Origin of the sequence: Microcoleus sp. S1D4 (genome assembly GCF_036700765.1) — a bacterium.
Classification (GTDB): Bacteria; Cyanobacteriota; Cyanobacteriia; order Cyanobacteriales; family Microcoleaceae; genus Microcoleus.
The window spans coordinates 16,066-31,671 of the sequence record NZ_JAUBPP010000021.1; the positions used below are offsets into that span (position 1 = coordinate 16,066).

The 15,606-nt window shown below is 46.4% G+C and carries 14 protein-coding genes, 1 tRNA gene and 1 pseudogene; 8 read left to right on the top strand and 8 right to left on the bottom strand.

The annotated features are described in order from the left end of the window. Positions 1-14 precede the first annotated feature (14 nt). The 5 genes from QT998_RS20295 to QT998_RS20315 form a co-directional block, all read right to left on the bottom strand. The gene (locus QT998_RS20295) at positions 15-620 is read right to left on the bottom strand and encodes a LabA-like NYN domain-containing protein (RefSeq protein WP_006631885.1); all 606 of its coding nucleotides are present in this window, start codon (positions 618-620) and stop codon (positions 15-17) included. 91 nt (positions 621-711) lie between these two features. Next, positions 712-2,319, bottom strand: coding sequence for a methionine--tRNA ligase (metG, locus tag QT998_RS20300; protein WP_333091813.1), 1,608 nt, complete (start codon positions 2,317-2,319; stop codon positions 712-714). 996 nt (positions 2,320-3,315) lie between these two features. Next, entirely contained in the window at positions 3,316-4,419 is a 1,104-nt protein-coding gene (gene hrcA / locus QT998_RS20305) for a heat-inducible transcriptional repressor HrcA (protein ID WP_442921562.1), read from the bottom strand. Positions 4,420-4,750: 331 nt separating this feature from the next. Beyond that, complete coding sequence (locus QT998_RS20310; RefSeq protein ID WP_333091811.1) at positions 4,751-5,617, bottom strand: alpha/beta fold hydrolase; 867 nt, start codon at positions 5,615-5,617, stop codon at positions 4,751-4,753. An 87-nt stretch (positions 5,618-5,704) separates the two neighbouring features. Next, positions 5,705-6,430 (bottom strand): hypothetical protein, encoded by a 726-nt coding sequence (locus QT998_RS20315; protein ID WP_006631881.1) that lies wholly within the window; start codon positions 6,428-6,430, stop codon positions 5,705-5,707. A gap of 629 nt (positions 6,431-7,059) precedes the next feature. Between QT998_RS20315 and QT998_RS20320 the strand changes: the two genes are divergently transcribed. From QT998_RS20320 to QT998_RS20330, 3 genes are all read left to right on the top strand, one after another. Beyond that, positions 7,060-7,611: a GNAT family N-acetyltransferase gene (locus QT998_RS20320; protein ID WP_333091809.1), complete on the top strand. Its 552-nt coding sequence runs from the start codon at positions 7,060-7,062 to the stop codon at positions 7,609-7,611. Between the two features lie 390 nt (positions 7,612-8,001). Further along, a tRNA-Pro gene (locus QT998_RS20325) sits at positions 8,002-8,075 on the top strand. Positions 8,076-8,231: 156 nt separating this feature from the next. Next, on the top strand, positions 8,232-9,062 hold the full coding sequence (locus tag QT998_RS20330; RefSeq protein WP_333091808.1) for a Tic22 family protein: 831 nt from the start codon (positions 8,232-8,234) through the stop codon (positions 9,060-9,062). Between the two features lie 261 nt (positions 9,063-9,323). On the opposite strand, the pseudogene QT998_RS27565 reads toward QT998_RS20330, so the two are convergent. Continuing rightward, a pseudogene (locus QT998_RS27565) lies at positions 9,324-9,508 on the bottom strand (hypothetical protein). Here QT998_RS27565 and prmC point away from each other — a divergent pair. The 5 genes from prmC (at position 9,509) to QT998_RS20355 (ending at position 13,397) form a co-directional block, all read left to right on the top strand. Further along, a complete protein-coding gene (gene prmC / locus QT998_RS20335) occupies positions 9,509-10,426 on the top strand; it encodes a peptide chain release factor N(5)-glutamine methyltransferase (protein ID WP_333091807.1) in 918 nt (305 codons plus the stop codon). 101 nt (positions 10,427-10,527) lie between these two features. After that, positions 10,528-11,181 carry a YcxB family protein gene (locus tag QT998_RS20340; RefSeq protein ID WP_333117401.1) on the top strand — a complete coding sequence of 218 codons (654 nt, stop codon included), beginning with the start codon at positions 10,528-10,530 and terminating at the stop codon, positions 11,179-11,181. A 10-nt stretch (positions 11,182-11,191) separates the two neighbouring features. After that, positions 11,192-11,782, top strand: coding sequence for a YcxB family protein (locus QT998_RS20345; protein ID WP_333091804.1), 591 nt, complete (start codon positions 11,192-11,194; stop codon positions 11,780-11,782). A 60-nt stretch (positions 11,783-11,842) separates the two neighbouring features. Next, positions 11,843-12,436, top strand: coding sequence for an L-threonylcarbamoyladenylate synthase (locus QT998_RS20350; protein ID WP_333091802.1), 594 nt, complete (start codon positions 11,843-11,845; stop codon positions 12,434-12,436). Positions 12,437-12,461: 25 nt separating this feature from the next. Continuing rightward, a complete protein-coding gene (locus QT998_RS20355) occupies positions 12,462-13,397 on the top strand; it encodes a sensor histidine kinase (protein ID WP_333091800.1) in 936 nt (311 codons plus the stop codon). Between the two features lie 249 nt (positions 13,398-13,646). Here the strand turns inward: QT998_RS20355 and QT998_RS20360 are convergent, their stop codons facing one another. Together QT998_RS20360 and hemB are read right to left on the bottom strand one after the other, a co-directional pair. Further along, the gene (locus QT998_RS20360) at positions 13,647-14,135 is read right to left on the bottom strand and encodes a GNAT family N-acetyltransferase (RefSeq protein ID WP_333091799.1); all 489 of its coding nucleotides are present in this window, start codon (positions 14,133-14,135) and stop codon (positions 13,647-13,649) included. Positions 14,136-14,502: 367 nt separating this feature from the next. Next, entirely contained in the window at positions 14,503-15,486 is a 984-nt protein-coding gene (gene hemB, locus QT998_RS20365) for a porphobilinogen synthase (protein WP_333117397.1), read from the bottom strand. Between the last annotated feature and the right edge of the window lie 120 nt (positions 15,487-15,606).

Sequence of the window (15,606 nt, forward strand, 5' to 3'; positions counted from 1 at the left end):
CTCTTGCCAAATCCCTATCTATCGTCGTGTTCTTCCATCAAGCTTAGACCCGACAGCGGGCGGTAAGCATAGTTAGGGCGCGATGTTTTTTGGATGTCATCCTTAATCATTTCTAAATCGATGTAGCGATCGGCTACATTAATTAAACTGTCACTGGTCATCGATCGCAAACTGACGACTTCCACCCGCACACCGCGATAGCTCACAGCATCCACAGCATAGGCCAAATCGCCGTCACCGCTGACCAAAACGGCCGTGTCGTAGGACCCCACTAAAGCCATCATGTCCACAGCAATTTCTACATCCAAATTGGCTTTCTTAGAACCATCTGGTAACTGCACCAAATCCTTAGAAATCACTCGGTAGCCGTTGCGGCGCATCCACAGCAAAAACCCTTGCTGTTTCTCGTTAGTGCGATCGACACCAGTGTAGAAAAAAGAGCGCAGCAGCCGCGAACCCGCAGTTAAACGGCACAGGAGCTTAGTGTAATCAATTTCTATTCCCAACTGCAAAGCCGCGTAAAAAAGGTTAGAGCCGTCAATAAAAATTGCTACTCGACCCCGATTTTCGAGAACCTGTTCCGGTGTAAAAAGGTCGTTGCTTTCTATTCTATTCAACATGATTGTTATGCCTCAATTTTTATGAAAGATTGGTTAAGGAAAAAAGTGCTAATTCATAATCTGTCATAGCACCCCGATCGCTGGCTGCGAACTATGACGGTAATGTTTCCAACAGTTCGAGCCGCTTAAACACTGGTTGGGGTTCTCCCAGAGTTTGGTTGGCAGGCATTGCGCCCCAGGCAGCATGAACTGCAAAAGTCGCTGAACTGTTAACGGCAACCCGATCGTTAAAGTCAATTGAAAAACCTAGCTGCTGATAGATAGCAGTGCTGATATTAGGAAGAATCGGCGATAAAAGGTAAGATGCCAGTCTAACAGATTCCAGAACAGAATATAGCACTTGTTGGACACTTTCGAGCTGTCCTTGCTTGTACAAACTCCAAGGTGCTTGTACGTCAATAAACTTGTTCCCGGCTCTCACTAATGCAAGTACAGCTTCGCAAGCCTTGCTAAAAGCCAATTCTTCGTAAAAACCCGCGACTCGATCGCCCAAATCCAGGCTCATACTCTTGAGAAGGTTGTCGCCGGAAATGTTATCTGCTGATACATTTGGCACTAAGCCTCCGCAATATTTGCGAGCCATGTTTAAGGTGCGGTTGAGCAAATTTCCCAAATCGTTTGCTAGCTCAGCATTCAATATATTGATAAACCGAGTTTCATTAAAATCGCCGTCTTCTCCGAACTCAATTTCTTTGAGGAAATAGTAACGCACTGCATCAGCGCCGTATTTATTTACCAATTCAACTGGGTTTAAAGTATTGCCCTCCGATTTCCCCATTTTTTTGCCGTCTTTGGTCAAAAAACCGTGAGCGAAGACGCGCCCCGGCACTGACAAACCCGCTGACATTAGCATTGCCGGCCAGTAAACTGCATGAAACCGGAGAATATCTTTGCCGATCAAGTGCAGGTCAATCGGCCACCATTTAGATAAAGCATTCTCTAACATCGGATCGCTGTCCGGATCTAGCAAGGCTGTGACATATCCCAGCAAAGCGTCAAACCAGACGTAAATAGTGTGACTCGAATCAACCGGTATTGGTAGGCCCCACGCGAGATTAACTCTCGAAATCGAAAAGTCTTGCAGGCCGGAGTTGACGAAGCTGAGAACTTCATTGCGCCGACTTTCCGGCGCGATGAAGTCTGGACGTTCTGCGTACAAGGCCAGCAGTTGGTCTTGATATCGCGACAGGCGAAAAAAGTAGTTTTCTTCGTCGCGCCACTCAACTTCCTTGCTGGTGTGGACGGAACACCGATTTCCCGGTAACAAATCCCGCTCATCTTTAAATTCTTCGCAGGAGACGCAGTACCAGCCTTGTTGCTGGTTCAAGTAGATGTCGCCGGAGTTCCAGACGCGCTGGAAAAATTCTTTGACAATGTACTCGTGGCGGCGCGAAGTTGTGCGGATGAAGCGATCGTACTGGATAGAGAGTTGTTCCCACAGAGTTTCAAAGGCCGGAACTACTAAGTCGCAGTGAGCTTGGGGCGATCGTCCCAAACTTTCGGCGGTGCGCTGAATTTTCTGCCCGTGTTCGTCAGTCCCAGTAATCATCAAGACCGATTTGCCCCGCAGCCGCTCAAATCTGGCTAGGGCATCTGCGGCCATAGTCGTGTAAGCGCTGCCAACGTGAGGTAAATCGTTTACATAGTACAGAGGCGTTGTAATTGCAAAGGTATTCTTAGTTTGATCGGTCGATTTCATTGAATGCTAAAAGAAAATTCCCTAAATTGAGTTTCGATCTTAACTCAGCGTTTAAATCTTTGATGGAGCCGCAATCAAGCTAAATTTACTGCAAGTTATTTGCATTTGTCTAACCAGAGCTATTTCCAAAAGAAATATAGCTTTCATATCAACACTAATCTTTTTTAGTTGTTTTTGACGAACTCTCTAAAATGTCTTAATATTTGGAAATTTTACTGACTTGTGCCTCCCTAGCATTGTCTGTCCAGTTTCCTTAATTTTTGGATCGCCAAGGTGCGATCGCCCCACTTGCCATCTCCCAGCGAGAAACTAAGCTATCGAGCTCTTAATCGCCTGCAAATCCTCACTGTTTGCGATCGACCCAGGGAGGCAGAAACCCCGTTTTTTAGAATAAAAATCTCTCGTGAAGCGCGAGTGGTTTAGTTTCTTGGCCCAACCAGAACCTGAAAGCCAAGATTTTTTGTCAATCAACCCCGGTTGTTTCGATGTTGCAAGCGGCTTTAGGGCACAAAAAAAACCAAATTACTTCAACTTGGGGCGATCGCATTAGCGTGCATCTAACAAGGTATTAACCCATATTCCTTACCCTGGCTGTTTCACAGTACAATCACCGAGAATAATCGATTGTTTCAGCGAGCGATCGGGCTTATTCCCGATTTATTTGCGTAAATATACGGTTTAAAGTATAATTTATAGCTTAAATGCTATATCTAAAACCGTAAAAACCGAACGTAACAGTTGATGGTGTCGAATGTGGGATCTAAGGAACAAAAATTTAATAACTTAAACATCGGCCGCGCTTTTCTCTTTCCACAAGCCGCGAGGTAAAGAGAAGCAGAGCCTTGCCTATCTGCATTACCAGGCTCTTATTCGTAACGAGCAACAATTGAGGGTGCCGAATGTGGGATCTAACTTTCAAAACCCTATTTCTCGAAACCATGAGTCGGGCGGGCACTCTTAGCCCGCCCCAAAATTAAATTCAAATGCCGTCACAGCTTATCCTTCTGGAAAATTAACTCGATTTCCGCCCATAGCTTCCGACAAATAATCTGCTGCAGCTTCCACCACCGCGATCGCATTTTCGTAAACCATCCGCGTCGGCCCCAAAACCCCAACACTACCCACCGGCACCGATCCCCGGCGGTAAATCGAAGAAATCAGAGTACAGCCGCGAATTGGTTCTAAGGAATTTTCCGAGCCAATACGCACCGTTACCCGCTTCCCTGACTTCTCCAAATCCGGCGATTCAAAAATCAAAGGCCAAAGCAGTTCCTGCTCTTGTTCGAGCAATTGCACCAGGGTTTGCACTTGCTGCAACTGCGAAAACTCAGGCAAGCGCAGGGCTTCTGCCAAACCGCCAATCAGAATTCGCGTGTAGGTGGGATTGCTTTGGCGGCTGCTCAAAGCAGCCAGCATGGTTTCCATCCATTCTGCGTAGAGTTCAAAGTCTCGATCTAACTCGCTCCAGTCTACAGTTGAGAGTTCCGAGATCGATCGCCCCCGCAGCTTGGTGTTCAAAAAATTTGACAAAATCTGCAATTGGCGATCGACAATTGCCTCATCTGGCCAGCTACCATCTGCGTGCTTGGGTAACTGCACCAACACCGAATGAGTTTCGTAAACATCAGTCACCACGATCAGCATCACCTTTCCCGCCTCTAGCTGCACCAGTTGCAAGTGGCGCAAGCAAGCCGTATTGGTTTGCGGTATCGTGATCATGGCAATGTAGCCGCTGATAGTTGCCAGGATTTGAGCAGCGCCGCGGAGTGCGGCATCCATGCGGCCGTCTGACCAGTTGAGCTGGTCTAGTACCTGTTCCACCTTGCGGGCGAGGGTATCAGAGGGCTGAATCAACTGGTCTACATAAATTCTGTAGCCGGAGTCAGAGGGGATTCGTCCGGCCGAAGTGTGGGGCTGATATAGCAGTCCAGCTTTTTCGAGAGTCCCCATAGCATTGCGAATTGTAGCTGGGCTGACGCTGAGGTTGAATTCGTCAACCAAAGCTTTTGAGCCAACGGGTTCCGCTGTAGCTATGTAGTGGCGAACCGTTGCCCAAAGGATGTGTTGTTGCCGATCGGTGAGGTTAACGCGCACAGATATTTAAGTAGAATTACAATTTAGAGTTGAAAGCCACTATTGATTGAGAATCTCTGTCGAGAGGGCGATCGGGCAGAGTTACTTATTTAAACATAACAGATTTTAGGTTAAGGAAGAAGGCAGTAGTTATTGGTTACTGGTTATTGGTTATTGGTTACTGGTTATTGGTTATTGGTTACTGGTTATTGGCTATTGGCTATTGGTTATTGGCTATTGGTTATTGGTTATTGGTTATTGGTTATTAGTTACCAATAACCTCCCATGCCCCATGCCCTGTTTGGCCGATGCCCATGCCCTGTTTGGCCGATGCCCCATGCTCCATGCCCCATGCCCTTTAAGCGTGTTCGTGAAGAATATTTTGCAAGTAACTAGCCACTGCATCCGGCTGTTCCACCATTGCCAAATGACCGCTATCAATCTGAAGGACATTCTCGCCGCAACCTTGGAACATCCAGTGAAAGCTAGCCAAATGCAGCACGTATTTTGGTTCCATAATTTTGTCTTTACTGCCGGCAATAAAATAAACAGGCTGCTTGAGTTGGGACACTATTTGCGGCAAGAGGTGAATCTCCGCTTCTGTGGTGGAGTCCAACAAAGCCCGCAAAGCTGCGTCAGGATTGGCTGCCACGAAATCTATCAAGCGCTGCCTTCCCCAACATCTGCCGATCGATCTTGCCACAGAATCGCGGGCAAACACGAAATCTGCTAGCGGCAAGTGAGACAGCCAGCGGGGACGCATTTTTACTAGCTGCTTGCCGACCGCTCGAAAGCGCTCGAATTCTTCCTTTAGATAGATGCCACCGCCTGCATTGATGCAGACGACACCTTTAACGCGATCGGACAATTGACTGGCGGCCCAAAGAGCGATCGTACCGCCGAGAGAGTGCCCCACCAACCAAGCATTAGAAATATCTAGTTTTTCGAGTAAAATTTCCAAATCGCGAGCGTAAGCTGCGGGAGTGTAGCAGGAATCGAGCGGTTCCGAAGGCCCCGGATGGCCGTCGCCGTCCGGTTGAGAATCGCCAAACCCGCGCAAATCGTAGGTCAAGCACTGATAGTTTGGTGCCAAGCGATCGGTCACAGGTTGCCAGTAGCGGCGGCTTAACAGCCAGCCGTGGACAAATACCAGAACCGGAGAAGTTGCAGTCGGAGCCGTCAGATCGCAAGCGTGCCGAACCCCTAGGATGTCGATGGTTGCCATACATTTATCCTATCCCGAAATCAACGCTCAAGAACAGATCGATCGCCAACTACAACTGCCAACAGTCAACTGCCCGCTGCCAACCACCTAAAATCGCTCGCCCAGCAATCTTTGTCTGACCCCCTCAGCGATTTTCTGGCCCAGATACTCAGGAATTAAACTTTCATTGGGCCCCAACAAGTAGAGAATCAGGCGAGTTCGCCCCCGCCAAACCAGCAAATTAGCATTTACCACCAACAAATCCTCTTGCCAGATGGCATACATAACTTTGTAAAAAAGTCCAGGCTGATTATCAGCTTCTATCAGCAAAGCTGGCAAGTGGAAAACCGGATCGACGTAAAATTCAGTTGCCACATCCTCCAAACCCGCGTCTAGATTAAATTCCACAGCCAACATCTCTTCAACCTCAAAATGGCCAGCCAAGGCCTCTCGAACTGCCCTGCAGACATTTTCTGCTGTTTTATCTGCCAGCACCTTGCCGCCGCGAGATACTACCAATTTGATAAATACCAGCATTGGCGGGTAAATTTGACCGTACAGACTCAGACTGTGAATGGTCAGCCCGTAGGCCGCCAATACTCCAAAAATGTCGCTCAGGAGAAAAGATTGGTTCCGGTAAGCAAAATGCAGGGCACTTTTATTACCTTCGGCTCTGATTTCGATGACTGCTTGCCGAGTTTTGTAAAGCTGATAAGCTAATTTGAGGTTTTGCAGTTGGATTTCGCTGCTGACAAATTGCTCGTAAAACTGTGGAAACGCTCGGTTAAAGCGCTTGAGAAGTTCTAGGGTAGATGGTTTTAAACCCGAAGCCATAATTGAGGGGAAGGTGCGGGAGATATACTAGGTATTTGCTCTCCCATGCCTTATGGCAATGGGATTTTCGATTTGACGATCGGACTTAAATTGCGATCGCCTCTAAACTAAAACCAGAGGTCAGTAGATTTTAGATTGTAGATTTACTCCACAGATGAATCTGGGAGTTGGAACTCTTGTCTAAAATTTCTATCTCTCCACGACGGTCGTAAGTGGCACGATATCCGTTGTTGGGTGGGTAAAATCTGTGTGAGAATGTATTACCAGAAGGTCACGGTTGCGATCTTCGGGTCGTATTTCCCAGCCAGCGTATAAGTTCCGGCGCGATCGGCAGCACTTAAAAGAAGCAATTCCCAAAATGCCTCTGTCGTGAGCCAGCAACAAATTTTACCTTAAGAGCGGATTGTTCGAGCACAGGCTTGCAGAACATTTCTCCCTAACTTGACGAGAATCAAAAAAAGCTCAGACTCAATGTTAGACGACAAATCGCTGCTTTCGGCGTAAGATGAGTTTACCGTAAACTGTTGCTCAAAAGGCTACCCGTAATTTATCCCACGCCACTCGGAGTGGGTTTGTCTGTCGGGTTTTCTTTCACGTAGTCCAACTTCTACTACCTCAACCGCGCCTGCATGGGTTTTTGGAAAAACTTATTTAGTAGTCCTGAGTCTGCCTCTGTATCCCAAACAGCGGAATTTGAGGAAGATGTGGCCGTCGGGTTAGGCGATCCGCTTTCCCCAACATTTCGCAAACCCGCCAGTGGCAATGCTCGCATCTTTTTCAGTTGCGATCGGGACATCGATCTCTACGAACTCGAAGAACTTTGTAATGCAGTGGGTTGGTCTCGCCGTCCCCTGCGTAAAGTCAAAAAAGCTATTCAGCACAGCTTCCTAGTCGTCTCTATGTGGGAGATGCGTGGCAACCAGCGACGGCTGGTGGGTTTCGCCAGAGCGACTTCAGACCATGCTTTTAATGCCACGCTTTGGGATGTGGTAGTTCATCCTGACTACCAGGGTAAAGGCATGGGCAAAGCGCTGATGCAATACATCATTAAAAAACTCCGCAGTGAAGATATCAGCAACATTACTTTATTTGCTGACCCTCAAGTGGTGGATTTTTACCGAAATTTGGGCTTTATGTCCGATCCGGAGGGGATTAAAGGTATGTTTTGGTATCCAGATTAGCCAGTCAGGTGCAAATCGGCGTTGATTTTTTGAGAGCAAAGTCCAGCATTCAATATCGACGCTGCTAACACCTCCTCGCCCCCTGCGCTGCGGTAAGTCGATTCGGGTATTGGAGATTTGCTTGCTGCTGGGTGAATCACCAAAGCAGGAACTTTAGTCTCAAATTTTTACCTGTTCGCGAGAACCCTGCGGGAAACTGTATCCGTGTTTGGGCGGGGTCATTTACGCTCCAGATGTTTCGCAGCATGGCTGCTTTGAAGTGGTGCAACTATTGTCACATAGCAAAAACTGAAGGTAACTTCGGCCCAGCACCCAAAGCTAAAATAAAAAAAAGCTTGACAAACTGAGGGTGTTGTGTGTTAATAGTTAAAGGATAGCTAACTATCACAACGGGATGTAGCGCAGCTTGGTAGCGCGCCTGCTTTGGGAGCAGGATGTCGCAGGTTCAAATCCTGTCATCCCGATCGCACAATGTTAAATAATAGATAGATTGAAACAGAAACAGTCTCTGAGTTTTACATTTAGTCAAAATGTAAAAAGATTGAGGCAGTTTTTGCCGATCGTGTCAAGGTGTCAGTCTTTGCGTTAATGTGTTTCAGAACTGCTCCTGGTGGAAAAACATGAAATCATTAGTTCGTTTCGGCGCAATATTGGGAATTGTCGGCTGCGCTCTGCTCGGGCCGCAGCCAATGGGTAAGATGTCTGCACTGGCAATTCCCGAACCACAAATTTTGGAAAAATTGCGATCGGTGCCGGTATTTACAATTACAGATGCTCAAGGTGCGCCCCTGATCGCTTCTGTACCCAAACAAGGTCAAGGTCAAACTGGCAATGCTTCGGTGGCGGGAATTTTTATCAGCCAGAAAGATGCTCAAGCTTTTGTCGATCAGCTCAAAACCAGAAATCCTCAGTTGGCTGCATCGGTGCGCGTGATGCCGGTGTCGCTGGGGGAAATTTATCAAATCACTCAAGCCAATAAAGGCAAGCCGGATCAGGTGCAGTTTGCTTTTGTGCCGGCTCCGCAGCAGGTGCAGTCGGCTAAAACTGTACTTCAGCAGACTGGGCAACAAGTTAACGAATTCAACGGTGTACCTCTGTTTTTGGCCAGAGGGGGCGCGGAAAATGGTTATTTGACGATTCAACGGGGCCAGCAAGAGGTGATTCCTTTATTTTTTAATAAGGAAGAATTGCTGGGAATGGTGGAGCGTTTTAAGCAGCAGCAACCCAACATAACGACCTCGATTAAGATTGAGGTTGTGAACTTGGAAAGCGTTTTGGAAGCTCTGCGTACTGAAAACGACCAGTTTTTGACCCAAATGATTTTGGTGCCGTCGCGGGAGTCGCTGGAATTTGTGCGATCGCTCCAACCCGCCGGTGCTGGCCAAAATCCACAGGTGGCCCCAGCCTCTCCGGCTCCAGCCTCTCCGGCTCCAGCTCGACCGACTCGCTAACTGTTAGTCATTGGTCAGTAGTCATTAGTCAGTAGTCATTAGTCAGTAGTCATTAGTTACAGACAGAATTTACGCAAGAAGTGGTTTTAGGCACTACTGATAATAGTGGTAAGGTGCGGTGTGAATCGAACCCTACATAATTAGGTTTTGCATTCAGGACTGAGTTAGTAGGTTGGACTGCTCGACTCAACCTACTATTTACCAATTCCAAATGACTAATGACCAATGACTACCCTTCGACTTCGCGAGCGGGCAAGATGACTAATAACCAATAATCAATAACCAATAATCAATAATTAATAACCAACAACTAATAACTAACAACTAATAACTAACAACCAATAAAAAACAGCCAATCGCAAATAACCAATAACTAGCAACTAGCAATTAACAACCAATAACCAACAACCAACAACCAATAACCAACAACCAATAACAAATAACAAATGACTAATTCTCAATTACTAAAAAATCTGATATTTGTTTCTGGTTTAGAGTTGTGGCAGTGGGTGAATCAAGCTAAGACGGAGGCGATCGCCTGTGACATTCCCAATTCAGAACTCGACTGGCTGCTGCAAGAGCTGGCAGGTTTGGATAAATTGGCTCTGCGTTTGGAGTCGTTTAAAGATTTGCCAAAAATTGAATTAAAGTTGTCTTTACCTGAACTCGATCTATTGTGGGAGCAGCGCTTGCAGGAACGGGTGCCTGTGCAGTATTTGACGGGAGTCGCACATTGGCGGAATTTTTCGCTGAAAGTAACGCCGGCGGTGCTAATTCCTCGTCCTGAAACGGAATTGCTGATCGATTTGGCTGTGGATGCTGTTAAAAGTTGTTCAATCGATCCAAAATCCCATTGGGTGGATTTGGGTACGGGTAGCGGGGCGATCGCGATCGGTCTAGCTTCGGAGTTGACAAATGCTACAGTTTATGCAGTAGATTGCAGTTCGGAAGCTTTGGCAGTGGCTCGACAAAATGCTGAAAATTTGGGTTTTGGCTCGCGAGTTAATTTTTATCAAGGTTTGTGGTGGGAACCCCTAGAATTTCTGAAGGGCAAAGTTAGCGGCATGGTGTCTAACCCGCCTTACATTCCCAGCAGCACCGTGCTGACTCTGCAACCGGAAGTTTTGAAGCACGAACCTCACCTAGCCTTAGACGGCGGTTTTGATGGCTTAGATTGCATCCGGCATTTGGTAGAAACGGCTCCCGATTATTTAGAATCTGGGGGAGTTTGGTTGGTGGAGATGATGGCGGGACAAGCTGAGCAAATAGCACAGATGCTGCAAAGTCACGGGAGTTATGGTCAAGTTCAGATATTTTCTGATTTAGCGGGAATCGATCGGTTTGCTCTAGCCTATCGTCTTTAGGGAACAAGCCCAGGAAAGATAGAATTGCTAGACTCTGCTTGCTGGATTTTGAGATATAGTTGGCGTAAAAACTGCGATCGCGCTCAGTCAGAGGTATCACGGTGAGGCTGCAATACCAGTTTACTTTCAAAGAATATTTAGAAGCGAGTAGAATTTCCACGAAATTAGTGCCTTTCTCGAAATTCGAGTTGTGGACTCGGGCTGTAGTTATTGCGGCGGGAGGAATTGCCTATATTCTGGTAGGTTTAAATCCCCTATGGGGTTATTTCATTATCGGTTTTAGCATCTGCTATATCCCTCTGGTGAAGTTCGTAGAGCGGCGTAATATCATGTCGCGCGATCTGGGTTTATTTTGGCCTGTAATTTTCTTACAGATTAGACTTTGGTTCAAACCTGGAATTCCAGCGTCCTATTTTTTTCCTTGGTTTTTAATGTGGACAATTGGCCAACTGCTTTATTGGATATTTGAATTTTTTGGCATCTTTCACCTCCGTAGTTGGATACAGAAAACTAATATTTGGCACGACTTGGTTACTCTCCAAGTGACTGAATCTGGACTGGAGTTGGAAACTGCTAAAGTTAGTCTCAAACTCAAGTGGCAATTTTACTCGCATTTTTCAGAAACCGAAAATTTGTTCATTATCTATTTTTCCGACTCCCAGCATTTTTTCCCAAAACGTGCCTTTAAACCAGAGCAGCATCAAGCGTTGAGAGAATTTCTATGCAGCAAGATTGTTCCAGTTCTTAATAGTTAGATAGAAAGTAATGAAGTTAGACTTTCAACTTAATTCTAGCGATCGCAACGAAGTTATTGGGGTGGATTTAAAAAAATACTCAAATTCGGAAGAATCGAGAAAGCGCTCCATTCATAAGTGGGTATTTCTAACAGGGTTGTTTTTTCTTGTCCTGGGAATAGTTTGTCAAGAGAAGGGCTTTTTAGTGGTGGGCATTTCTTTGGTGGTCATGCCTGTTTTGTGCAAAATTTTTGTAAAAACAAGCACAACAGACATAGATATAGAATATAGAGAATATATAGATAGAGAGAAGCCCGTAACAGGCGTAGAGATAAAGGCGCCAATTCTCAAGAATTCGACGAACGAGGGAGAAACTATGACTGTGGAAGTGATAGAAGAACGGCTGATAGTTAATACTCCTACTTGGCAAGAAACTTTTAAATGGGAAGCTTTTACACTTTTTGTCGAAACTAGCAGTTTATTCATGATTTATCCGATGCCGTCTCTCTATCCTGTGTCAAATATGCAGTGTATTATAGTTCCCAAGCGTGCATTCAGCGGTGAAGAGCAATTGTGCGATTTCCGTAAATTGTTGGAAAATAATATGGAGAAAAGCCACTAAAATTTTTTAAAGAAAATGGCGGCGCAATTTTACCCTCTAAAATCTACCCTCTAAAATCGGATGACTCAAGTTTCGATCGACTCCTTGATTCAAGGGGCAATTTCAGGAGATTATATTGTCAGTTTTCCTACTGATACTGTACCCGCTTTGGCGGCGCGGCCCGATCGCGCGGAGTTGATTTTTGCAGCTAAACAGCGCAGTCAAGACAAGCCGCTGATTTTGATGGCAGCATCGCCCCAAGCTTTGTGGCCCTACGTGCAGGGGAGTCCGGCAGAATTAACATTGTGGCAGCAAGTGGCCCAATCCTATTGGCCTGGGGCGCTAACTTTGGTGCTGCCGGCTTCGCCACTGGTGCCACGGGCGATGAATGCGATCGATCGCACTACAATCGGAGTACGAGTGCCTAATTTTCGCCTCGCCCTCAAGATTTTAGAGCAGACAGGCCCTTTGGCTACTACCAGTGCTAATCTATCCGGCCAAGCGCCTCGGTCGTCGGTGGCAGAAATAGAAGCGCAGTTTCCCGAAGTCTTGACATTAGTTGCTGCTGAATTAACAACAGCAACAACAGCTTCGAGTTTGCCTTCGACTGTGGCGAAATGGACTGGTGGTGATTGGGAAATCTTGCGACAGGGCGCGATCGAGCTAAAATGCTAAAAGCTAAACTCCTAGGCAAAGCAATATGGCGCCGATCGGCTGGAGCGACTTGATATATTTAGGTATGGGATTAGGACTGGGTTGGGGAAGCAGTTTGATTTGGCGCGGGCGACAAAAAAGCTCGCAACAGCCAGAACCTGTGTCCCCTATGCCGCCAACTCCTCAAGAAATTAACTTAGAGAAGTTTGATGCCTTGGCTGAGCAACTGAAGCAAACTCAATTGGCTTATCAGATGGCATCGGAGATGAGTCTATTTAAGGGGGGCTTTTTGGCTCGAACTTCTCACGAGTTGCGATCGCCCCTGAGCACTATGATTGGTACGCTGCAATTAATTCTGTCGGATTTGTGCGACGATCCTGCAGAGGAACGAGAGTTTGTCGAACAAGCTCACGTTGCAGCACTCAAGCTGGTGAAATTGATAGATGAAATTATCTCTGTTGCTAAAACTGAACACGGCACTGACACGATGGATATTGAGCCGATTCAGTTAGCTAAGGTGTTTGATGAAGTTGATGATTTAACTTACTTGCAAGCTGCTAATCGCAGCATTCGTTTGGAGATATTGCCGCCCGATCCGGGGATTTATGTATTGGCAGATTTGCCCAGGTTTCGGCAAGTTTTAATTAATTTGGTAGATACTGCTATTGCTCAGATGGATGAGGGGAGTATTTCTGTTTCGGCCCATTGTTCGCCGGAATCTGGATGCGTTCATATTTGGGTGGACGATCAGCGTTCAATTAGTGCTTGGAGCGAGTCTTGGGATTTGCTAAAACACGATTTGGTGTCGGATGCTAATAACAACAGCGATAATTCTAAGGTGTCTTCTGGCATGAGGTTATTGATGAATCAGACTTTGTTAAGTTTGATGAATGGAAAGTTGGAGGTTCTAGCTGTGCCTTCTGAGTCTGAAGAGTCGAATTTTAATCGCACTCAGTGTTCTATTCCTTTGGCAACTTTGTGAAGAAGTCAGTAGTCAGTAGTCATTAGTCAGTAGTCAGTAGTCAGTAGTCAGTAGTCAGTAGTCAGTAGTCAGTAGTCATTAGTCAGTAGTCAGTAGTCATTAGTCATTAGTCATTAGTCATCAGGAAGAAGGAAACGGATTGTGTAATGGATTTAATGGAGGGAGGGAAGAGGTAAATTATTTGTAAATAGTATGGTGTGCATTGCACGCCATACTATTTAGAGATTTTGGTGTAACTTTTGTGCTTGTTTAACAATTAGAAATTAGCAATTCGCCCTTGCCAATTTCTAATTCGATATTCTCGTCTAAAAGCTGATTTTCAAGTACCATTGTGGTGCTGGCGTTGGGCTGAAAACCGATGCGCTCGTAGAAGCTTTGTTTGTAGGTTGTCATCAAGTAAACTCGCTCTACTCGGCACATCCGAGGATGACTCAAGACGGTTTGGACTAATTTGCGGCCTAGTCCTGCACCTTGGTAATCTGGGTGAATGGCGACATCCCAGATGGTGGCTCGATAGATGCCGTCGGATGTGGCTCTAGCAAAGCCGATCGCCCGCGAGGAATCCCAAACTGTTACCACTGGTTCGCTATTGGCGATCGCAATTTCCCAATCTTCTATCTTGCGTTCCCTCGCCCAAAAGGCGGCTGCTTTAAATAGTTCTTGGATTTGTACGATGTCCGCGCGATCGCGCTCTATGCAAAATTGAATGTGACTGGAATCCCTACTGGTTGATGTCATGCTCAATGTGCCTTTAAGTTTTATCTAAACTCTGTTACTTTTACTGCCTTAACCGGTATAGTTGATTTTGTTGGGGAACTATCGACAATTAAATTCCCGATTTACAAAACTATTGTTATTCATACATATTGTCTAACTAATTTCGGTGATTATTAATACTATTTTGTGTAAATCTTGTGAAAAAAGTCGGACGGCGGTTGAAACCGCTGCTTCTCAAGCAAAGTCTGCCTCTGCGGACTGAAGAAGATGAGCGCATAATTTTTACCTCGTTTTCTTCAACCCGCTTAGCATGGGTTTGGTTTGACGCTGAGGCGGTTTCAACCGCCCGTTATTCCGACTCCAAACGTATTGGGGCATTAGGTAGGGCTCAGTTTTGCAGCCAGCGGGCCGCATCTTTGGCGTGATAAGTCAAGATCAAATCAGCACCAGCACGCTTAAATCCTGTCAAGGTTTCCATCACTACTCTTTCTTCATCAATCCAACCGTTGAGGGCGGCGGCTTTCACCATCGCATATTCTCCAGAAACGTTGTAAGCCGCAACTGGTAGGTTAGTTGCTTCCTTGACGCGCCAGATGATGTCCATGTATGCTAAAGCCGGTTTAACCATCAGCATATCCGCGCCTTCGGCAATGTCGAGAGCAATTTCTTTGAGAGCTTCGCTGCCGTTTCCGGGATCCATTTGGTAGGTGCGCCGATCGCCAAATTGAGGAGCAGAATCCGCCGCATCCCGGAACGGGCCATAATAAGCTGAGGCATATTTTGCCGCGTAAGACATGATAGGAACATCTTCAAATCCGGCACTGTCCAATCCTTCGCGAATTGCTCCGACAAAACCGTCCATCATTCCCGAAGGTGCAATAATATCTGCACCCGCCCTAGCTTGAGCAACGGCGGTTTTTTTGAGCAATTCTAGTGTGGGATCGTTCAAAACTCGGCCGCTTAAATCTCCGACTTCCAAATAGCCGCAGTGACCGTGACTGGTATATTCGCACAGACAAGTATCAACCATGACAATTAAATCGGGTACGGCGGCTTTCACTGCTGCGGTAGCTTGTTGGACGATGCCGCAGTCGTGCCAAGCACCAGTCGCATCTGTATCTTTGTCTGCAGGAATACCGAATAAAATAATCGCGGGAATGCCAAGGTCGTAAACTTCTTTTGCTTCTTCTACGATTTTGTCTACCGATAGCTGGTAAACTCCGGGCATTGATGTAACTTCTTTGGCAACAGCTTCCCCCGGTACGGCAAATAGAGGGTAAATTAAATCGCTGGTTGTCAAGATATTTTCGCGTACCATCCGGCGGAGTTGGGGATGGTTGCGGAGGCGGCGGGGGCGGTGGGTTGGAAACATAATATTTTTTACGGTGGATAAAGTCCTGGTTTCTAGGACTGGGGGCATTTCTTTAAAAGTCTAAAGCTTATTGTTTGTCGATCGCCCTGAAACTACGTAAAGTTCTGTAAAATCCGCGTC